The following is a 19,027-nucleotide window of genomic DNA, read 5'->3' as shown; positions in this document are numbered from 1 at the left end:
ATCAGGTCAGCAATCCGGTGCGGATCGGCTCGTCGGCCGCGTGGGGGTGGACGTGGTCGTGGCCGGGCAGGGCGTGCTGTCCGACCGCCTCCGGGGGCGGGCCGTCGTGGACGACACAGCCGTCGCGGAGGACGACCGCGCGGTCGATCAGCGGTTCGAGGGGGCCCAGCTCGTGCAGGACGAGGAGGACGGAGGTGCCGCCCGCGACCTGCTCGCGCAGGGTCGCGGCCAGGATCTCCTGGCTCGCGAGGTCGACGCCGGCCATCGGCTCGTCCATGATCAGGAGTTCGGGTTCGGAGGCGAGCGCGCGGGCGATCAGGACCCGCTGGTGCTGGCCGCCGGAGAGCGCGGAGACGGAGTCCTTCGCGCGGTCGGCGAGCCCGACGAGGTCGATGGCCCGCTCGACGGCGGCCCGGTCCTGCTTCGTCGTCCAGCCGAACCTGCGGCGGGAGAGCCGGCCGGAGGAGACGACCTCGCGGACGGTGGCGGGGACGCCGCTGGCGGCGGTGGTGCGCTGCGGTACGTAGCCGACGCGGGCCCAGTCGCGGAACCGCTTCCGCTCCGTGCCGAACAGCCGGATCGTGCCGCCGGTCAGCGGCACCTGGCCGATGACGGCGCGGACCGCGGTGGACTTGCCGGAGCCGTTGGCGCCGAGCAGCGCGACGACCTCGCCGTGGTGGACGGTGAGGTCGACGCCGCGGAGGACGGGCCGGGCGCCGAGGGCCGCCGTGGCCCCGCGGACGGAGATGACGGCTTCCGCTTCCCGGGCCGCCGGCTTCCGGGCTTCCTGCCGGCGGGCCTCCGGCCCACGGGTTTCCGGTTCCTGGGCTGCCATGGCTCGTACCTCCTGCTGTGCCGTGGTCACTTGGCGCCGAGGGCCTTCTGCAGCGCGGCGAGGTTGGACCGCATGACCTCGATGTAGTCATCGCCCTTGGAGGCGTCCGTGATTCCCTCGAGGGGGTCGAGCACGTCGGTCCTGAGACCGGTGTCGGCGGCGAGGGTCTTGGCGGTCCTGTCGCTCGCGAGCGTCTCGAAGAAGACGGTGGTGACCTTCTCCTTCTTCGCCTTGTCCTGGAGTTCCTTGATCCGGGCGGGGCTCGGCTCGGACTCGGGGTCGACGCCGGAGATGCCCTCCTGGTCCAGGCCGTACCGCTCGGCGAGGTAGCCGAAGGCGGAGTGGGTGGTGATGAAGGTCTTCGTCGTGGTGTTCTTCAGACCGTTCGCGAAGTCGGTGTTCAGGTCGCCGAGCTTCTCGACGAGCGCGTCGGTGTTCTTCTCGTAGTCGGCGGCGTGGGCCGGGTCGGCCTTCTCCAGGGCGCTGCCGACGCCCTTGGCGACCTCGGCGTACTTCACGGGGTCGAGCCAGATGTGCGGGTCGGCGCCGGCCTCGGAACCGTGCTCCTCGTGGCCCGCTTCCTCGCCCGCGTGCTCTTCGCCGGCGTGTCCGGCGTGCTCCTCGGGGGTCTCGCCCTCGTGGCCGCCGTGGTCGTGGCCTTCGGTCCCGGTGCCGTGGGCCTCGAGCTTCGTGAGGGTGGCGGCGTCGACGGTGTTCTCGACGCCGGCCTGGGCGATGGCCTCGTCGACGGCGGGCTGGATGCCCTTGAGGTAGAGGATGACGTCGGCCTCGCCGAGCTCGCCGACCTGCTTCGGCTTGAGCTCCAGGTCGTGGGGTTCGACGCCGGGCTTGGTGAGCGTGTTGACGGCGACGTGGCCGCCGCCTATCTGCTCGGCCAGGTACTGCATGGGGTAGAAGGACGCCACCACGTCCAGCTTGCCGCCGCTGTCCTTGCCGGCCGCGTCGGAGGTTCCGCAGGCGGAGAGGGAGACGAGGCCGAGCGTGACGGCTCCGGCGAGGGCGGTGCTGGGTATGAGGCGACGTACGTTCATGACACTCATTTTCAACAAAATTGGAAACGGTTGTCAATTGCCTTCCGTGTGGTCCCACCCACGCGACGCCCCGGCGCCCCTCCCCGCCCTCCTTGCCCGGAACCGATTTGATGCGGGGGGTACGGGCGCCGGTAACCTGTGGCATTCGCACTTCGTCGTCGTAATGAAGAGAGCACCGTGGCCGCCGACAAGATCGACACCATCGTCAGCCTGAGCAAGCGCCGTGGCTTCGTTTTCCCTTGCAGTGAGATCTACGGCGGCCAGCGCGCCGCCTGGGACTACGGACACCTGGGCGTCGAGCTCAAGGAGAACATCAAGCGCCAGTGGTGGCGTTACATGGTCACCTCGCGCGAGGACGTCGTCGGCATCGACTCGTCGGTCATCCTGGCGACCGAGGTCTGGGAGGCGTCCGGTCACGTCGCCACCTTCACCGACCCGCTGACCGAGTGCACCTCCTGCCACAAGCGCTTCCGCGCCGACCACCTGGAGGAGGCGTACGAGGAGAAGCACGGCCGTCTCCCCGAGAACGGCCTCGCCGACCTCAACTGCCCCAACTGCGGCAACAAGGGCACCTTCACCGAGCCCAAGAACTTCTCGGGCCTGCTCTCCACCCACCTCGGCCCGACCCAGGACAGCGGCTCCGTCGCCTACCTGCGTCCCGAGACCGCCCAGGGCATCTTCACCAACTTCGCCCAGGTGCAGACCACCGCGCGCAAGAAGCCCCCGTTCGGCATCGCGCAGATGGGCAAGTCCTTCCGGAACGAGATCACTCCGGGCAACTTCATCTTCCGGACCCGCGAGTTCGAGCAGATGGAGATGGAGTTCTTCGTCAAGCCGGGCGAGGACGAGGAGTGGCAGGAGTACTGGATGCAGCAGCGCTGGAACTGGTACACCGGCCTCGGCCTGCGCGAGGAGAACATGCGCTGGTTCGAGCACCCGCAGGAGAAGCTCTCCCACTACTCGAAGCGCACCGCCGACATCGAGTACCGCTTCTCCTTCGGCGGCAGCGAGTGGGGCGAGCTGGAGGGCGTCGCCAACCGCACGGACTACGACCTGAGCGCCCACTCCAAGGCCTCCGGCGCCAGCCTGACCTACCTGGACCAGGAGTCCAACGAGCGCTACACGCCGTACGTCATCGAGCCGGCGGCCGGTGTCGGCCGCACGATGCTGGCCTTCCTGCTCGACGCGTACAACGAGGACGAGGCCCCCAACGCCAAGGGCGTCATGGAGAAGCGCGTCGTGCTGCGCCTCGACCACCGCCTGGCCCCGGTCAAGGCCGCGGTCCTGCCGCTCTCCCGCAACCCGCAGCTCTCCCCGAAGGCCAAGGGCCTCGCGGCCGACCTGCGCCAGAACTGGAACATCGAGTTCGACGACGCCGGCGCCATCGGCCGCCGCTACCGCCGCCAGGACGAGATCGGCACCCCGTTCTGCATCACCGTCGACTTCGACACCCTCGACGACAACGCGGTGACCGTGCGCGAGCGCGACACCATGAAGCAGGAGCGCGTCTCCCTCGACCAGATCCAGGGCTACCTGGGCAGCCGTCTGCTCGGCTGCTGAGTCTGTTCGTACCTGCGGCGAAGCCCCCGGTTCCTTTTGGAACCGGGGGCTTTCCCGTACGTGACCAGGCCTGTACGGGCTCAGGCCCGCAGTGCGCGCTGCACCAGGGAGACGACCGCCGTGAACGCGTCCGCGATGTCCGGGGCGGACCAGTCACCGGCGTGCGCCGGGTCGTGGAAGCGGTCCGTGGCGTCGAAGACCGCGCGGGCCGTCGTCGCGAAGTCCCGCTCGGGGGCGGCGAACACGCCCTGCCTGTGCCCGTCCTCGACGATCCGGGCGATCTGGCCCACGAGGTGTTCCACGTGCCGGTCGACGACCGCGCTGTTCTCGCCGATGAGGACCATGAAGGTGGCCATCAGCTCCGGGTCGCCGCCCGCCTTGTGGCGCTTGAGCCCGAAGAGGGCGGTCAGCCAGCCGGTGAGCCGCTCGTCGGCGGGCCCGCCGTCCTCGGCGTACGGGCGGAGCTCGACCACCGTCCGCTCCAGCCACCGCTCCGTGACCGCCTCGCGCAGCGCCGCCTTGGTGCGGAAGTGGCGGTAGACGCTGCCGTGGCTGACGCCGAGGACCCGGGCCACGTCCACGACGGTCGCCTTCGCCGGGCCGTAACGCCGCAGCACCTCCTCGGTGGCTTCGAGGATGCGCTCTGCGGTCAGGGTGTCGGTGGCGGCCATGGAATGACACTACCTGTCAGCCGGTGCCCCCCGGCGGAGCCGGTCAGCGCTCGCTGTCCAGGTGCGCCATCTGCGCCGCCGGGTAGCGGTCGCCCGCCGCCGCGCCCGCCGGGACGGCCTCCTCGATCGCGGCCAGGTCCGCGGCGTCGAGCGTGACGTCCAGGGCGCCGAGCGCCTCCGCGAGCCGGTCCCGGCGCCGGGCGCCGACCAGCGGGACGATGTCCACGCCCTGCCGCCCGGCCTGGGCCAGGACCCAGGCGATGGCGGTCTGCGCGACCGAGACGCCCTTCGACGCGGCGAGCGTCCGCAGCCGGTCCACCAGGTCCAGGTTCCGCTGGAGGTTCTCGCCCTGGAAGCGCGGGCTCATGCCCCGGAAGTCGTCCGGCGCCAGCTCGCGGTCCCGGGTGAAGTGGCCGCTGATCAGGCCGCGTGACAGGACCCCGTACGCCGTGATCCCGACGCCGAGCTCGCGCGCGGCCGGGAGGATCTTCTCCTCGACGGACCGGGAGATCAGCGAGTACTCGATCTGGAGGTCCGCGATCGGGGCCACGGCCGCCGCCCGGCGCAGGGTGTCCGCGCCGACCTCGGAGAGGCCGATGTGCCGCACGTGGCCCGCCTCGACCAGCTCGGCGATGGCGCCGACGGTCTCCTCGATCGGCACGTCCGGGTCGACGCGGGCGATCCGGTAGATGTCGATGTGGCCGGTGCCGAGCCGCTGGAGCGAGTACGCCGCGAAGTTCTTCACGGCGGCCGGGCGCCCGTCGTATCCGGTGAACCCGCCCTCGACCGTGCGGAGCGCGCCGAACTTGACGCTGGTCAGGGCCTGCTCGCGGGCGGCGGCGGGGGCGGTACGGAGTGCCTCGGCGATCAGCAGCTCGTTGTGTCCCATCCCGTAGAAGTCGCCCGTGTCGAGCAGGGTGACGCCCGCGTCCAGGGCGGCGTGGATGGTCGCGATCGACTCGGCGCGGTCGGTCTCGCCGTACAGCGCGGACATGCCCATGCAGCCGAGGCCGAGGGCGGAGACGTGGGGGCCGGTGGTGCCGAGGGGGCGGGTGGGGACGGACTGGATGGTGGTCATGACTCAAGGGTGGCATGACCGATGACAGATTTCAATATTTGTCATTCGGCCGGGAAATGTGGTGCCCGGCGCCCCGGGGCCGGGGTACCGTCACCGACATGTCTTCGTTCTTCCAGATCTACGAGTGAGCGTCGCCGGCCCCGGCTGATCCAGCTCCACCACCGCCCACCTCACTGAAACGGGAGAACCCCATGGCCAAGCGCAACAACCTCCTCGGCGTCGGCGGACAGCGCAAGAAGCTGTCCCGCGCCGACCAGCACGGCGCCGTCCAGAGCGCCGGCGCCGCCCGTCGCACGGCCGACGAGCAGAAGCAGGAGCTCCTGAAGAAGATGCGCGAGCGCGCCCAGGGAGCAGAGAGCGCCGAAAGCGCCGAGAACACCGAGAGCGCCGACACCGGCGAGACCGGTCAGAAGTAACGGTCACCGCATGACGGAGGGCCTGGGGCGTCGCACGCCCCAGGCCCTCCGTCGCGTACGGGGCCGGCTGGTCCTCCGATCCGGAAGGCTAGCCCTGCTTCTCGATCTGCTCGACGATCCAGCCGCCGAGCTCCGTGGTCATCAGGGTGTGCGGCTCGTTCTGCGAGGCCAGCCTGAAGCGGTCGAGCTCGCTCGACTCCGGATCGAGGCCGCCGATGTTCACGTACAGGTCGGCGTCGGTGGTCACGTCGCGGATGGCGACGGCGCTGACGGAGGGCACGAACGAGTGGTGGCGGACGTGGGCGTCGGTCTTGAGCCCGAGGAAGAGCGGCTGCTCGTTGAGCTTGTCGGCCAGGATGCCGAAGCCCTCCAGGGTGCCGCCGGGAGCCCCGTCGATCTCGGGCAGGTCGTCGGTCGGTACGTCCTTGGCCGGAGGCGGGGTCACCAGCCGCAGATTCGCGACGATCTGGTTGTCGCCGCCGCGCTGGGCGTAGAGGTTGGTGCCCAGGATGCTCAGGCCCTTGCCCTGGACCGCGTGGTCGCCGGGCTTGACGCCGTTGCCCTGACCCGTCGCGACGCCGTTGGCGACGCCGATCTTGACGGGGATCGCGGGCCAGTTGCCCATCTGGGCCAGCTCGGCGAGGAGCTGTTCGCGCAGTTCGTCCACGTGGGGCTTGTCGTCCCACTCCTCGATGTGCCAGGCCAGCAGCTGTCGGGCGGCCGGGCTGTTGATCTGGTTGGAGAAGCCGTCGTTGAGCTTCCGCGAGTAGTGCGCGAACGCCTGGAGGCCGAGGGGGATCCAGGCGCCGCGGTGCGGGGTGTCGTACGACCAGTAGAGGCCGGTCCGGTGGTCGATCCGCTGGTCCTCCATCTTGGCGAGGGCGTAGCGGGTGACGAGGCCGCCCATGCTGAAGCCGCCGACGGCGAGCGGGTGGCCGCCCTGACACTCGGATCCGGCGCGCGTGATCGCTTCGATCGCGGCGTTCGCGTTCTGCTGGATGGCGGCGCTGCGCTCGTGGAAGCCGAGGACGATGACGTCGTGCCCGCGGCGGCGCAGCTCGCTGAAGAAGGCGTACTCCCCCCAGTCCAGGCCCTGCCACAGCATCTCGATGCTGCTCGGCCCCGTGTTGAACCCGTCGGCGGCGATCACGGGCTTGGTCAGCCGGTCGCCGCCCTCGGCGTAGTAGACCCAGGCGGTGCCGCCCGGGAGGTCCCAGACGTCATGCGGGACCGGAGGGATCCGGGTGGGCGGCTCGTGGGGCCCGGGGGCCAGGATGATGGGCGCGGAGGCGAGGGCCTCACGGATCTGCTGCTCGGTGGCCTGCGGCTCACTCATGGACAGGTCCCTTCATGAAGTGGTGACGATCCGTATCTATCTGAACACGCAGAGTGCCGTCGTTCCAGTGCGGTGATCGCCGAGGGAGGGGAGCGGAAGGGGCGGCCGCGCCCGCGATGACCGCAAAGAGGGCGACGCCGTCATCCATGGGGATGGCCATGCGAACGCAGTCGCGAACCAGGCGACGGGAGGCCCCCGCCAGGTACTCCCGTGACCGGCGCTTTCACCGCACGCCCTCACCCACCGTCCTCGGCAGGCGCAGGGACAGCGCCGACGTGAGCAGGATCAGCGCCAGCTGGACCAGGAGCGTCACCGTCAGGGCCGTGCCCGCGTCCGCCGGGTCGGACGCGGCCAGGCCCAGGAAGAGCGAGCCGAGCACGGCGACGCCAAGGGCCAGGGCCGACTGCTGGGCCGTCACCATCACCCCGCTGCCCACCCCCGCGCGCTCCGGCGGGACCTCCGAGAGCACCACCCGGAAGAGCACCGGCAGCTGGAGGCCCTGACCCAGGCCCGCGACCGCCATCCCCGGGAGCAGCAGCCAGACCGAGAGGTCCGGCCAGGTGCGCCAGGCCGTCAGGGCGAGCAGCCCGATGCCGAGCGCCTGGACCAGGCCGCCCGCCGTCACCACGCGCGTGCCCCAGCGCCGTACGAGCCGGGGACCCGCGAGCGAGGCCGCGAAGAAGGCCACCGCCATCGGGGCGAGCGCGAGGCCCGAGACCACCGCGCTCAGCCCCAGGCCCTGCTGGAGCGCCACCGCGATCACGAACACGAAGCCGCCGAAGCCCATCGAGAGCGGCAGGATCAGGACGAGCCCGCGCCGCAGCGAGGCCAGGCCGAGGAGGCTCGGCGGGACCAGGGGCACGCGCCCCTCGCGGTCCGCCCGCAGCTCCACCCGCCAGAACGCCCACACCGCGCACGGGAACACGGCCAGGGCGAGCCAGGTCCACAGCGGCCGGCCGGCCGCCCTGCCCTCCGTCAGCGGGGCGAGCAGGGAGAGCAGCGCGAGGCCGAGCAGCAGCGTGCCGGGCACGTCCACCGGGGCCGGACGGTCGGACCGGGTCTCCGGGACGGTACGGAGGGCCAGGACCAGGCCCGCCACCGCCACCGGCACGTTCACCAGGAACACCGCCCGCCAGCCGGAACCCGCGAGGTCGGCCGCGACGAGCACCCCGCCCAGGATCTGGCCCACCATCATCGAGAGGCCCACGGTCGCCCCGTACAGGCCGAGCGCCCTCGCCCGCCGCGGGCCCGACGTCGAGGCGTGGACGGTCGCCAGGACCTGCGGCAGCATCAGCGCCGCCGCGGCGCCCTGGGCGACCCGGGCTCCGACCAGCGTCCAGGCGTCCGGCGCGAGGCCGCAGGCGAGGGAGGTGAGGCCGAAGGCCGCCATGCCGGCGAGGAAGAGCCGCCGGCGGCCGAAGAGGTCGCCGAGCCGCCCGCCGAGGACGAGCAGTACGGCGTACGACAGGCCGTACCCGGCCACCACCAGTTCGAGCAGGGCCGGTCCCGCGGCGAGGTCGTGGCCGATGGACGGCAGGGCGACGTTGACGACGGAGAAGTCGATCAGGGGGAGCGAGGCGCCGAGGAGCACGGTGAACAGGCCGAGCGCGCTGAGCGTGGGGGCTGCGGGGGTTGTGGGGCCTGCGGAGCCTGTGGGGCCTGAGAGGCCGTCGGCCGGGGCGGTCGTACGGGCGGCGGGAGCGGGTGGTGCGGAAGAGGATGCCGGTGCGGAGGACGGCGTCGGTGCGGAAGGCGGTGTCGTGGTCACCCTCCGACGATCCGCCGCCGCTCAGCCTGGTACCAGAGTCTCTTCATCCTGGTACAAGCAGTACCTGGCACGGGGCCGGCCGTCCCGGCACCCTGGAGGCGTGACGACCATGACGACGGCCGCTCCCGGCACCCGGCGGCACGAGCTCGCCGCCTTCCTGCGCAGTCGGCGCGAGCGCATCGCCCCCGAGCAGGTCGGCCTGCCGAGGGGCCGCCGGCGCCGCACCCCCGGTCTGCGCCGGGAGGAGGTCGCCCAGCTCTCCGCCGTCGGCGTCACCTGGTACACCTGGCTCGAACAGGCCCGGGACATCCAGGTCTCCCCGCAGGTCCTCGACGCCCTCGCCGACGCCCTGCTCCTCGACCCGACCGAGCGGAGCCACCTCTTCGCCCTCGCGGGACGGGCCGACCCGTACCCCGGCGCGCCCTGCCCGGCCGTCACCCCCGCCCTGCGCGCGCTCCTGGAGCAGCTGGAGCCCGTCCCCGCCGCCGTCCAGAACAGCCGCTTCGACTTCCTCGCCCACAACCGGACCTTCGGGCGGCTCTTCTGTGACCTGGACGCCCTGCCCCGTGAGGACCGCAACTCCCTCTGGCTGGCCTTCACGAACGAGGACTTCCGGACCGCCGCGACCGATCTGCCGGAGCTCCTGCCGCTGCTCGCGGGGAAGCTCCGCGCCTCCATGGCCGAGCACCTGGCGGAGCCCGCCTGGAAGGCGCTGGTACGGCGGCTCGAAGCGGCCTCGCCCGAGTTCCGGGAGATCTGGGCCCGGCACGACGTGGTCGCCCCCGGCGGGCGCACCAAGGTCGTCCGCAACGCCCGCGTGGGCCTGCTCAGGTTCGAGCACACCAACCTCTGGCTCGGCCCGGCCGCGGGACCGCACCTCGTCACGTACGTCCCCGTCGACGACGAGACCCGCGCCGGGGTCGAGCGGCTCCTGGAACTGGTCCTCGAAGAGGGGGTCGCTGTGAGCTCGGCCATGCGCGGACGGTACGGCTGACCGGAGACCGCCGGGGTGCGGGACAATGGGGCCCATGACCGCGTTCACCCCTCTCGCCATCGGCCCGCACATCGTGCAGCCCCCGGTGGTGCTCGCCCCCATGGCCGGCATCACCAACGCCCCCTTCCGTACCCTCTGCCGCGAGTTCTCCGGCGGCAAGGGGCTGTTCGTGAGCGAGATGATCACGACGCGCGCCCTGGTCGAGCGCAACGAGAAGACGATGCAGCTCATCCGGTTCGACGAGACCGAGAAGCCGCGCTCGATCCAGCTGTACGGGGTGGACCCGGTCACCGTCGGCAAGGCCGTGCGGATGATCGTCGACGAAGACCTGGCCGACCACATCGACCTGAACTTCGGCTGCCCGGTCCCCAAGGTGACGCGCAAGGGCGGCGGCTCGGCCCTGCCCTACAAGCGGCCGCTGCTGCGCGCGATCCTGCACGAGGCCGTGACGGGCGCGGGCGACCTGCCGGTCACGATGAAGATGCGCAAGGGCATCGACGACGACCACATCACGTACCTGGACGCGGGGCGGATCGCGGTGGAGGAGGGCGTCACGGCGATCGCCCTGCACGGCAGGACCGCCGCCCAGCACTACGGGGGCACCGCCGACTGGGACGCGATCGCGCGCCTCAAGGAGCACGTGCCCGAGATCCCGGTGCTCGGCAACGGGGACATCTGGTCGGCCGACGACGCCCTGCGGATGATGCGGGAGACGGGCTGTGACGGCGTGGTCGTCGGGCGCGGCTGCCTGGGCCGGCCGTGGCTCTTCGCGGACCTGGTGGCGGGCTTCGAGGGCAGGGGCACGTACGCCCAGCCCGGTCTGCGGGAGGTCGCGGACGCGATGGTGCGGCACGCGCGGCTGCTCGGCGAGTGGCTGGGCGACGAGGCACGCGGTGTCATCGACTTCCGCAAGCATGTGGCCTGGTACCTGAAGGGCTTCTCGGTGGGCTCCGAGATGCGCAAGAAGCTCGCGATCACCTCTTCTCTGGACGAGCTGCGCGCTCAGTTGAGCGAGCTGGACCTGGACCAGCCGTGGCCGGTGGGCGCGGACGGCCCGCGGGGCCGTACGTCCGGAAACAACCGAGTCGTCCTGCCGGACGGCTGGTTGAAGGACCCCTACGACTGCGCCGGGGTGAGCGAGGACGCCGAGCTGGACACGTCCGGCGGCTGAGATTCGGCCTTTCTCGGGGAGTGATCCTCGCCACCCCTGAGGGGGGTGGTGCTCACATGAGCATGTTGCGGGCGGCTGTACCGCCTGAAGGGGTGGCACCGGGTGCCACCCCTTTTGCGTTCAAGAGTTGAACGCAAGTGCTCGAATGCGCGCTCAGGTGAGCGTCGATCTGCTGGTTTGGGTCAAGGACCCTTCGGGGCGTGAAAGCGGAAGCTTCCGCTCGGTAACTTTCGAAGTGCTGGCGGACGGGTGGTTAAGACCGGATGTCCGCTAGGCGTACCTCCCCAGAAGCCTTCGATCTGGGTATGTTCCTCGCCGTCAGGGCAGCCAACCGAGTCATCGAGGAGTCGGGACCCGTGTCGGAAAACAATGATCAGAAGTTCGTGTACGACTTCACCGAGGGCAACAGGGACCTGAAGGACCTGCTCGGTGGCAAGGGCGCGAACCTGGCCGAGATGACCAACCTCGGTCTGCCGGTCCCCCCCGGGTTCACGATCACCACCGAGGCGTGCAAGGTCTACCTCGAGAGCGGCTCGGAGCCCGTCGCGCTCCGCGACGAGGTGTCCGCCCACCTCGACGCCCTCGAGCAGAAGATGGGCAAGAAGCTCGGCCAGGCCGACGACCCGCTGCTCGTCTCCGTCCGCTCCGGAGCCAAGTTCTCCATGCCGGGCATGATGGACACGGTCCTCAACATCGGCCTCTCCGACGAGTCCGTCGTCGGCCTCGCCCGCCAGGCCGACAACGAGCGCTTCGCCTGGGACTCGTACCGGCGCCTCATCCAGATGTTCGGCAAGACCGTCCTCGGCGTCGACGGCGAGCTCTTCGAGGAGGCCCTCGACGAGGCCAAGGCCGCGAAGAAGGTCGCCAGCGACACCGACCTCGACGCCGCCGACCTCAAGAAGGTCGTCAAGCAGTTCAAGAAGATCGTGAAGGCCCAGACCGGCCGCGACTTCCCGCAGGACCCGCGCGAGCAGATGGACCTCGCCATCGAGGCCGTCTTCAACTCCTGGAACACGGACCGCGCCAAGCTGTACCGCCGCCAGGAGCGCATCCCGGGCGACCTCGGCACCGCCGTCAACGTCTGCTCGATGGTCTTCGGCAACCTCGGCCCCGACTCCGGCACCGGCGTCGCCTTCACCCGCGACCCCGCCTCCGGCCACCAGGGCGTCTACGGCGACTACCTGCAGAACGCGCAGGGCGAGGACGTCGTCGCCGGCATCCGCAACACCGTGCCGCTGGCCGACCTCGAGTCGATCGACAAGACGTCGTACGACCAGCTGATGCACATCATGGAGACCCTGGAGACCCACTACAAGGATCTCTGCGACATCGAGTTCACCATCGAGCGCGGCCAGCTCTGGATGCTCCAGACCCGCGTCGGCAAGCGCACCGCCGGTGCCGCCTTCCGCATCGCCACCCAGCTCGTGGACCAGGGCCTGATCGACGAGGCCGAGGCGCTCCAGCGCGTCACCGGCGCCCAGCTCGCCCAGCTGATGTTCCCCAAGTTCGACGAGGACGCGAAGGTCGACCAGATCGGGCGCGGCATCGCCGCCTCCCCGGGCGCGGCCGTCGGCAAGGCCGTCTTCGACTCGTACACGGCCGTCAAGTGGTCCCGGTCCGGCGAGAAGGTCATCCTGATCCGCCGCGAGACCAACCCGGACGACCTGGACGGCATGATCGCCGCCGAGGGCATCCTCACCTCCCGCGGCGGCAAGACCTCGCACGCCGCCGTCGTCGCCCGCGGCATGGGCAAGACCTGTGTCTGCGGCGCCGAGGAGCTCGAGGTCGACACCAAGCGCCGCCGGATGACCATGGCCGACGGCCAGGTCGTCGAGGAGGGCGACGTCGTCTCCATCGACGGCTCCACCGGCAAGGTCTACCTCGGTGAGGTACCCGTCGTACCGTCCCCGGTCGTCGAGTACTTCGAGGGCCGGATGCACGCCGGCGCCGACGACGCCGACGAGCTCGTCGCCGCCGTCCACCGGATCATGGCCTACGCGGACCGCGTCCGCCGCCTCCGGGTCCGCGCCAACGCCGACAACGCCGAGGACGCCAACCGCGCCCGCCGCTTCGGCGCCCAGGGCATCGGCCTCTGCCGCACCGAGCACATGTTCCTCGGTGAGCGCCGCCAGTACGTCGAGCGGCTGATCCTCGCGGACACGGACGCCGAGCGCGACCAGGCCCTCGAAGCGCTGCTCCCGCTGCAGAAGACGGACTTCGTCGAGCTCTTCGAGGCCATGGACGGGCTGCCCGTCACGGTCCGGCTGCTCGACCCGCCGCTGCACGAGTTCCTGCCCGACATCACCGAGCTGTCGGTACGCGTCGCCCTCGCCGAGTCCCGCAAGGAGCCGCACGAGAACGACCTGCGCCTGCTCCAGGCCGTGCACCGGCTGCACGAGCAGAACCCGATGCTGGGTCTGCGCGGTGTCCGCCTCGGTCTGGTCATCCCCGGCCTGTTCACCATGCAGGTCCGGGCGATCGCCGAGGCCGCGGCCCAGCGCGTCGACGCCAAGGGCGACCCGCGCGTCGAGATCATGATCCCGCTCGTCGGCACCGTCCAGGAGCTGGAGATCGTCCGCGAGGAGGCCGAGCAGGTCATCGCCGAGGTCCAGGCCCGGACCGGCGTGGAGCTGAAGCTCGCGCTCGGCACCATGATCGAGCTGCCGCGCGCCGCCGTGACCGCCGGTCAGATCGCCGAGGCCGCGGAGTTCTTCTCCTTCGGCACCAACGACCTGACGCAGACGGTGTGGGGCTTCTCCCGCGACGACGTGGAGGCCTCGTTCTTCACCGCGTACCTGGAGAAGGGCATCTTCGGCGTCAGCCCCTTCGAGACCATCGACAAGGACGGTGTCGGCGCGCTGGTGCGCAGCGCCGTCCAGGCCGGCCGGGCCACCCGCCCCGACATCAAGCTCGGTGTCTGCGGCGAGCACGGCGGCGACCCGGAGTCGGTGCACTTCTTCCACGAGGTCGGTCTCGACTACGTCTCCTGCTCGCCCTTCCGGATTCCGGTGGCGCGCCTCGAGGCGGGTCGCGCGGCCGCCGAGTCCAAGGGCAGCGACAGCCGCTGATCCCGTCGGCTCCCGGTTCAGGGGTGGCGGTCGGGCCCTCCTGAACCGGGGTTCAGGAACGGTCGCCGCCCCTGCTGAACCACCGTTCAGCAGGGGCGGCGCGGGAACCACCGGGGCCGCCGCCGGTCATCTCTCACCCTCACCGGCGGGCGGCGGCTCCGGAACCAAGGGAGACGGGACGGACACCTTTGTGCGGAGGTGTCCGTCCCGTCGTTTTGATTTTGGGCGGAATTGAGTTCTCGTTCAATTGAAGCCGATTGAATTATTGGCCATTAAACTTTCCGTTTCTCCGGCAAAGAACGGAGCGGGCGCGACCTCCGGATCCCCACCCGGAGGCCGCGCCCTTTACCGATGCCGGGCAGGTGAGCCGCAACCCTCGCCGACCGCCGCCGGACGGGCAAAGCCCCCCACGGTCTCCACCACGTCACCTCGGTCCTGAAGGTTTCCTGCCCGACCCGTACAGCTTTTCGGTTCCGCCCCGCTCGCCGCGATGCTTTTCAACTGTGGCTGAAACACCCTGGTAACGTGCAGTGATGCTGTGCATACTCGTCGTCGGGGGTGGTTGCGAGTGCACAGGTGGGGACGTCATGCTGCGGATTCATTTCACCGGAAACGACTTGGCGGGGGTGCGGACGGCCGCCCGGCCCGATGTTCTGTGGGAAACGATTCTGAGCTTTCATCGTTTAAGGGACCGGCGCGGCTCCGTCGTCTACGGAGAATGGCGCTCCGAAGCCCGCATGCGGCTCGGCGGTGAGACCAGGATCCTCGCCGCGCTCGTGCCCAGCCGCGGCTATTTCCCCGACTTCCTGACGCCTGCCGAAGGCGTCCACGGGCTCGACGAGGGCCTCCAGGCGATCCGCGCGACCGACTCCGGCCGGCTCCGCGCCGAGCTCTCGCTGCTCGCCGCCGACCGTTCCGGCGGCCGGACCGTCCCCCACTCGCTCCGCGCCCTCGCCGACGGCGGCGCGGAGCCCTTCGACCGGCTCGTGGGGGCCCTGCGGAGCTATCACCGGGCGGCCGTCGAGCCGTACTGGCCGCACATCCGGGCCCGGGTCGAGGCCGACCGCGCCCGCCGCGGCCGCGCCCTCCTGGACGGCGGCGCCGACGAACTCCTCGCCTCGCTGCCGCCGATGCTGCGCTGGCGCGCGCCCGTCCTGGAGGCCGACTACCCGGTCGACAGGGACGTCCACCTCGACGGGCGCGGGCTGCTGCTCCAGCCCTCGTACTTCTGCCGGGGGACCCCCGTCGTGCTGCGCGATCCCGCGCTGCCGCCGGTCCTCGTCTACCCCGTCACCCACGGCGAGGCGCCGACCGTCCGGGCGCCGGGCGGCTCCTCGCTCGCCAAGCTGGTCGGCCAGACCCGCTCGGCCGTCCTGCACGCCATCGGCGACGGCGGCACGACGAGCGAACTGGCCCGCAGGGCCGGGGTGTCCCTGGCCTCGGCGAGCCAGCACGCGGGCGTGCTGCGCGAGGCCGGGCTCATCGCGACCCTCCGCCACGGCAACGCGGTCCTGCACACGCTCACGCCGTTGGGCGCCGCCCTGCTCGGCGGCGCCCAACGGACGGTGGAACCGGGGTGTTACGCGAGGAGCTACGCGCGGAACGGGCCGGTCACCTCGTAGGTGATGCCGCCCGACGAGCTGCCGCTGGTGCCCCGCTGGCTGGAGAAGTACAGCCGCTTGCCGTCGGGGGAGAAGGCGGGGCCGCAGATCTCGGAGGAGGACTGGCCGGTGATCCGCAGGAACGGCGCCACGACGTCGTCCGGGGTGATCACGCAGATCTCCATGTTGCCGCCGTCCTCGGCGACGAACAGATCGCCGGAGGAGGTGCCGGTGACGTTGTCGACGCCGGTGAGCGGGGCACCGCCGCCGGAGACCAGCGAGTCGTCGTAGGCCAGCTCGTAGGTGCTGGTGGCCAGGTTGAGCTGCCACAGCCGGTTGTCGCCCTTGGTGGTGAACCAGACGGTGTCGTTGGCGTAGTGGCAGCCCTCGCCGCCGCTGAACCGCTTGGCGCCCGAGACCTGGTCGCGGGTGTACGTCGGGGAGCCGTCCGGGTCCGGCACGGTGGCCCAGGTGAAGGAGCCGGAGGTGGCGGTGCCGGCCTTCAGGACCTGGAGCGTCCCGGAGGAGAGGTTGCCCCAGGTGGTGGGGACGAACCGGTAGAGGCAGCCGTTGGTCTCGTCCTCGGTCAGGTAGATCACCTTGCGGACGGGGTCGGCGGCGGCGGCCTCGTGCTTGAACTTGCCCATGGCGTCCCGGCGGACCGCCGCGTTCACGCCGTACGGGTCCGTCTCGTAGACGTAGCCGAGGCTGACCTCCTCGCAGGAGAGCCAGGTGTTCCACGGGGTCTTGCCGCCCGCGCAGTTGGTGCGGGTGTTGGAGAGGATGCGGTACGCGCCGGTGATGGCGCCCGTCGAGCTGAACTTCACCGCGCTCGCGCCGCCGCCGGGGTTGATCTCCGAGTTGGAGACATAGATCCAGCCGGTCCCGTCGGCGAAGCAGGCGCCGCCGTCGGGGGCGTTGTGCCAGGTGTACGAGGTGCCGGCCACGGTCTGGCCGGACCGGGCGATGATCCGGCTGGTGAACCCGGCCGGCAGCTGGATGCCGTTGGCGTTCGCGGCGCCGAGCGCCCCGTACGGGCCCGCGCCCGGCTGGGCGGGGGCCGCGTAGGCGGCCCCGCGCATCAGGGTGCCGCCGAAGGCCGCCGCCGACGTGCCGATGACCGCTCCACGCAGGAAACTGCGTCGCTCCACGTCTCACTCCTGAGAAGGGTGGTGAACCGCCCCGCCACTCCGGTCGGCGGCGGGGTCGCGCTTCCGGAACCTAGGAGTACGGAATTGACTGTGCATCAACAACCGGTGAAGGGGAAGCGGCGGGTACCGGGAGCTTCGGAGCCGGGGGCGCGAGGAGCGTCGGTGTCGGTATGGGTGTGCCGGTGCGGGACGCCAGGTTCTCGCCATGGACGTCGACGCACACCTGCTCGATTCGGTCGCGCTCCCGGGAGCGCGCGAACTGGTCTACGGCATGCCTTTCGAGCGCCGGGGAACCGGTCGCGGCAGGGCCCTGTTCCTGCGCGGGGCCGAACTCGAGGTCGCGGCCCGCACCCTGGAGATACGCGGGCGCGTCCGTTGTCCCGGGGGCGCGGCCGACGGTCCGGTCCGCCCGCTCGGCGACGGCAGCCGGCTCACGTACGACGCCACGACGGACACCGTCCACCGCTGGACGGCCTGAGGCCTCTCCGGCGGTCCGGAGGACCTTCGTCACTTGGGCGGGCGGAGGCCTCCGTGGACACTGGAGGCATGCGTGCCACCCGGGACATCCGCGACCGCGACGACCTCGACGTACTGCTGCGCCGCTTCTACACCGCGGCCTTCGCCGACCCGCTCATCGGGCCCTTCTTCACCGAGATCGCCGGCACCGACCTGGAGGCCCACCTGCCGCGGATCACCGACTTCTGGGAGCGCGCCCTCCTCCGTACCGCCGCCTACGGGCGCGACGCCTACGCCCCGCACGCCGCGCTCCACTCCGCCCGGCCCCTCACCGCCGCCCACTTCGGCCGCTGGGTACAGCTCTGGCACGCAGGCGTCGACGGCCTGTATACCGGGCCACGGGCCGAGCGGGCCAAGGCGCAGGGCGAGCGGATCGCCCTCGCGATGTTGCGGCGGCTCGCCGGGCCCGTGTCGGAGACCGGCGGCGGGAGCGGGGGATTCGTCCCCTTGGCGGCACTACGGCTCCGCTCGGTGGCCTGAGCGAGGAGAACTTCGAAGAATCGTCGGGGCGAGCGATGAGTTCCGGGCAGGACGCCCGTCTTACCTCTTGCAAGCGCCGGAACGCACCGAGCGGGCCGGACCGAAGGAAGAGAGAGCGCATCATGGCCCCGCAGATGATCTTCGTGAACCTGCCCGTGAAGGACCTCGACGCCAGCAAGGCCTTCTACGAGAAGCTCGGCTACTCCATCAACCCGCAGTTCAGCGACGAGACCGCCGCCTGTGTCGTCATCAGCGACACGATCTTCGCGATGCTGCTCACCGAGGAGAAGTTCAAGAGCTTCACCGCCCCGGGCAAGGACATCTCCGACGCCACGAAGGCCACCGAGGTGCTCATCACCCTGAGCGCCGAGAGCCGTGCGAAGGCCGACGAGCTGGCCGAAGCGGCCCTCGCCGCCGGCGGCAGCCCGGCGAAGGAGCCGATGGACATGGGCTTCATGTACGGCCGGTCCTTCGCCGACCTGGACGGCCACCACTGGGAGGTCTTCTGGATGGACCCGGCGGCCGCCCAGGGCTGAGCCCCCGGGCTCCGACGTACGTCAGGCGGAGACCCCGCCGTCGATCACCAGGTCGGTGCCGACGGCGGAGCCCGCCGCGTCGGAGGCGAGGTACAGCACGGCCGCCGCGATCTCGTCGGCCGACGAGATCCGGCCGAGCGGCGACTCCTCCTTCATCCGGACCGCCCGCTCCCCCTCGGTCTCGCCGGGCAGCAGCGACATCGTGGACTCCGAGGCGCCGGGGCTGACCGCGTTGATCCGGACGCCGTCGGCGATGTGGTCCAGGGCCGCGGCCCTGGTGAGGGCCGAGACGGCCGCCTTCGAGACCTGGTAGCCGAAGGCTCCGGGGATCCGGACGTGCGGGCCCAGGTTGGACGAGATGTTCACGATCGCCCCGCCGCCGTGCGCCCGCATGTGCGCCACCTCGGCCTGCAGGGCGTGCAGCACCCCCGTCACGTTGACGTCGAGCAGCGTCTGCCAGTCCTCCAGGGGGAAGTCGGCCGCGCTGTGGCCGCCCCGGAAGACGCCGGCGTTGTTCACGGCGACGTCCAGACCCCCGAAGAGCTCGACCGCGCGCCGGACCAGCTCCCGCGTGGACTCGGCGCCGGACACGTCGGCCGTGACCGCGGCCGCGGTGCCTCCGGCGGCCTCGATCAGGGCGACCGTCTCTTCGAGCGGCTCGGCGGTACGGCCGGCGACGACGACCTTCGCGCCCTCGGCGGCGAAGGCGAGCGCGATGGCCCGGCCGAGACCGGAGCCGCCGCCGGTGACGAGGACGGTGCGGTCGGTGAAGCGTGCGGACATCATGCGACTCC

The 19,027-nt window shown here is 71.2% G+C and carries 17 protein-coding genes; 9 read left to right on the top strand and 8 right to left on the bottom strand.

The features are described 5' to 3' along the window. Nucleotide 1: 1 nt before the first annotated feature. The gene (locus ACFWUY_RS13470; protein ID WP_384106729.1) at nt 2–835 is read right to left on the bottom strand and encodes a metal ABC transporter ATP-binding protein; all 834 of its coding nucleotides are present in this window, start codon (nt 833–835) and stop codon (nt 2–4) included. Between the two features lie 26 nt (nt 836–861). Further along, nucleotides 862–1,887: a metal ABC transporter substrate-binding protein gene (locus ACFWUY_RS13465; protein WP_384106727.1), complete on the bottom strand. Its 1,026-nt coding sequence runs from the start codon at nt 1,885–1,887 to the stop codon at nt 862–864. A 177-nt stretch (nt 1,888–2,064) separates the two neighbouring features. Here ACFWUY_RS13465 and ACFWUY_RS13460 point away from each other — a divergent pair, with 177 nt between their 5' ends. Next, nucleotides 2,065–3,447: a glycine--tRNA ligase gene (locus ACFWUY_RS13460; protein WP_384106725.1), complete on the top strand. Its 1,383-nt coding sequence runs from the start codon at nt 2,065–2,067 to the stop codon at nt 3,445–3,447. A gap of 80 nt (nt 3,448–3,527) precedes the next feature. Here the strand turns inward: ACFWUY_RS13460 and ACFWUY_RS13455 are convergent, their stop codons facing one another. Continuing rightward, complete coding sequence (locus tag ACFWUY_RS13455) at nt 3,528–4,118, bottom strand: TetR family transcriptional regulator (protein WP_384106722.1); 591 nt, start codon at nt 4,116–4,118, stop codon at nt 3,528–3,530. Nucleotides 4,119–4,161: 43 nt separating this feature from the next. Beyond that, nucleotides 4,162–5,196, bottom strand: a complete 1,035-nt coding sequence (locus tag ACFWUY_RS13450) for an aldo/keto reductase (RefSeq protein ID WP_384106720.1) — start codon at nt 5,194–5,196, stop codon at nt 4,162–4,164. Between the two features lie 191 nt (nt 5,197–5,387). On the opposite strand from ACFWUY_RS13450, the gene ACFWUY_RS13445 reads away from it, so the two are divergent. Beyond that, on the top strand, nt 5,388–5,612 hold the full coding sequence (locus tag ACFWUY_RS13445) for a DUF6243 family protein (RefSeq protein WP_384106717.1): 225 nt from the start codon (nt 5,388–5,390) through the stop codon (nt 5,610–5,612). Between the two features lie 88 nt (nt 5,613–5,700). Here ACFWUY_RS13445 and ACFWUY_RS13440 read toward each other — a convergent pair whose 3' ends face one another. Beyond that, complete coding sequence (locus ACFWUY_RS13440; protein ID WP_384106715.1) at nt 5,701–6,948, bottom strand: hypothetical protein; 1,248 nt, start codon at nt 6,946–6,948, stop codon at nt 5,701–5,703. Nucleotides 6,949–7,171: 223 nt separating this feature from the next. Beyond that, nucleotides 7,172–8,716: an MFS transporter gene (locus ACFWUY_RS13435; RefSeq protein WP_384106713.1), complete on the bottom strand. Its 1,545-nt coding sequence runs from the start codon at nt 8,714–8,716 to the stop codon at nt 7,172–7,174. A gap of 109 nt (nt 8,717–8,825) precedes the next feature. On the opposite strand from ACFWUY_RS13435, the gene ACFWUY_RS13430 reads away from it, so the two are divergent. From ACFWUY_RS13430 to ACFWUY_RS13415, 4 genes are all read left to right on the top strand, one after another. Next, nucleotides 8,826–9,710 (top strand): helix-turn-helix domain-containing protein, encoded by an 885-nt coding sequence (locus tag ACFWUY_RS13430; protein ID WP_384106872.1) that lies wholly within the window; start codon nt 8,826–8,828, stop codon nt 9,708–9,710. Between the two features lie 34 nt (nt 9,711–9,744). Next, a complete protein-coding gene (gene dusB, locus ACFWUY_RS13425) occupies nt 9,745–10,881 on the top strand; it encodes a tRNA dihydrouridine synthase DusB (protein WP_384106711.1) in 1,137 nt (378 codons plus the stop codon). Between the two features lie 356 nt (nt 10,882–11,237). Further along, nucleotides 11,238–13,949 (top strand): pyruvate, phosphate dikinase, encoded by a 2,712-nt coding sequence (gene ppdK, locus ACFWUY_RS13420; RefSeq protein WP_384106709.1) that lies wholly within the window; start codon nt 11,238–11,240, stop codon nt 13,947–13,949. Between the two features lie 587 nt (nt 13,950–14,536). Further along, on the top strand, nt 14,537–15,571 hold the full coding sequence (locus tag ACFWUY_RS13415) for a helix-turn-helix domain-containing protein (protein WP_384106707.1): 1,035 nt from the start codon (nt 14,537–14,539) through the stop codon (nt 15,569–15,571). Here ACFWUY_RS13415 and ACFWUY_RS13410 read toward each other — a convergent pair. Continuing rightward, nucleotides 15,541–16,701, bottom strand: a complete 1,161-nt coding sequence (locus ACFWUY_RS13410; protein ID WP_384106704.1) for an alkaline phosphatase PhoX — start codon at nt 16,699–16,701, stop codon at nt 15,541–15,543. The two genes, ACFWUY_RS13415 and ACFWUY_RS13410, sit on opposite strands and share 31 nt — an antisense overlap. A 205-nt stretch (nt 16,702–16,906) precedes the next feature. Between ACFWUY_RS13410 and ACFWUY_RS13405 the strand changes: the two genes are divergently transcribed. The 3 genes from ACFWUY_RS13405 (at nt 16,907) to ACFWUY_RS13395 (ending at nt 18,233) form a co-directional block, all read left to right on the top strand. Beyond that, on the top strand, nt 16,907–17,179 hold the full coding sequence (locus ACFWUY_RS13405; protein WP_384106702.1) for a hypothetical protein: 273 nt from the start codon (nt 16,907–16,909) through the stop codon (nt 17,177–17,179). Nucleotides 17,180–17,247: 68 nt separating this feature from the next. After that, a complete protein-coding gene (locus ACFWUY_RS13400; RefSeq protein WP_384106700.1) occupies nt 17,248–17,697 on the top strand; it encodes a group III truncated hemoglobin in 450 nt (149 codons plus the stop codon). A 122-nt stretch (nt 17,698–17,819) separates the two neighbouring features. Further along, entirely contained in the window at nt 17,820–18,233 is a 414-nt protein-coding gene (locus ACFWUY_RS13395) for a VOC family protein (protein WP_384106698.1), read from the top strand. 21 nt (nt 18,234–18,254) lie between these two features. On the opposite strand, the gene ACFWUY_RS13390 is transcribed toward ACFWUY_RS13395, so the two are convergent. Further along, nucleotides 18,255–19,016, bottom strand: a complete 762-nt coding sequence (locus ACFWUY_RS13390; protein ID WP_384106870.1) for an SDR family NAD(P)-dependent oxidoreductase — start codon at nt 19,014–19,016, stop codon at nt 18,255–18,257. Nucleotides 19,017–19,027 lie beyond the last annotated feature (11 nt).

It is taken from the genome of Streptomyces sp. NPDC058664 (assembly GCF_042716635.1).
Classification (GTDB): Bacteria; Actinomycetota; Actinomycetes; order Streptomycetales; family Streptomycetaceae; genus Streptomyces.
The sequence above is the reverse complement of the archived record's forward strand: the minus strand, read 5'-3'. Positions and strand labels throughout refer to the sequence as shown.

Bases quoted from the DNA above. Each gene is read 5' to 3' on its own strand.
- ACFWUY_RS13470 (WP_384106729.1), bottom strand. From the start codon at position 835: ATGGCAGCCCAGGAACCGGAAACCCGTGGGCCGGAGGCCCGCCGGCAG.
- ACFWUY_RS13465 (WP_384106727.1), bottom strand. From the start codon at position 1,887: ATGAACGTACGTCGCCTCATACCCAGCACCGCCCTCGCCGGAGCCGTC.
- ACFWUY_RS13455 (WP_384106722.1), bottom strand. From the start codon at position 4,118: ATGGCCGCCACCGACACCCTGACCGCAGAGCGCATCCTCGAAGCCACC.
- ACFWUY_RS13450 (WP_384106720.1), bottom strand. From the start codon at position 5,196: ATGACCACCATCCAGTCCGTCCCCACCCGCCCCCTCGGCACCACCGGC.
- ACFWUY_RS13445 (WP_384106717.1), top strand. From the start codon at position 5,388: ATGGCCAAGCGCAACAACCTCCTCGGCGTCGGCGGACAGCGCAAGAAG.
- ACFWUY_RS13440 (WP_384106715.1), bottom strand. From the start codon at position 6,948: ATGAGTGAGCCGCAGGCCACCGAGCAGCAGATCCGTGAGGCCCTCGCC.
- ACFWUY_RS13430 (WP_384106872.1), top strand. From the start codon at position 8,826: ATGACGACGGCCGCTCCCGGCACCCGGCGGCACGAGCTCGCCGCCTTC.
- dusB (WP_384106711.1), top strand. From the start codon at position 9,745: ATGACCGCGTTCACCCCTCTCGCCATCGGCCCGCACATCGTGCAGCCC.
- ACFWUY_RS13415 (WP_384106707.1), top strand. From the start codon at position 14,537: ATGCTGCGGATTCATTTCACCGGAAACGACTTGGCGGGGGTGCGGACG.
- ACFWUY_RS13405 (WP_384106702.1), top strand. From the start codon at position 16,907: ATGGACGTCGACGCACACCTGCTCGATTCGGTCGCGCTCCCGGGAGCG.
- ACFWUY_RS13400 (WP_384106700.1), top strand. From the start codon at position 17,248: ATGCGTGCCACCCGGGACATCCGCGACCGCGACGACCTCGACGTACTG.
- ACFWUY_RS13395 (WP_384106698.1), top strand. From the start codon at position 17,820: ATGGCCCCGCAGATGATCTTCGTGAACCTGCCCGTGAAGGACCTCGAC.
- ACFWUY_RS13390 (WP_384106870.1), bottom strand. From the start codon at position 19,016: ATGTCCGCACGCTTCACCGACCGCACCGTCCTCGTCACCGGCGGCGGC.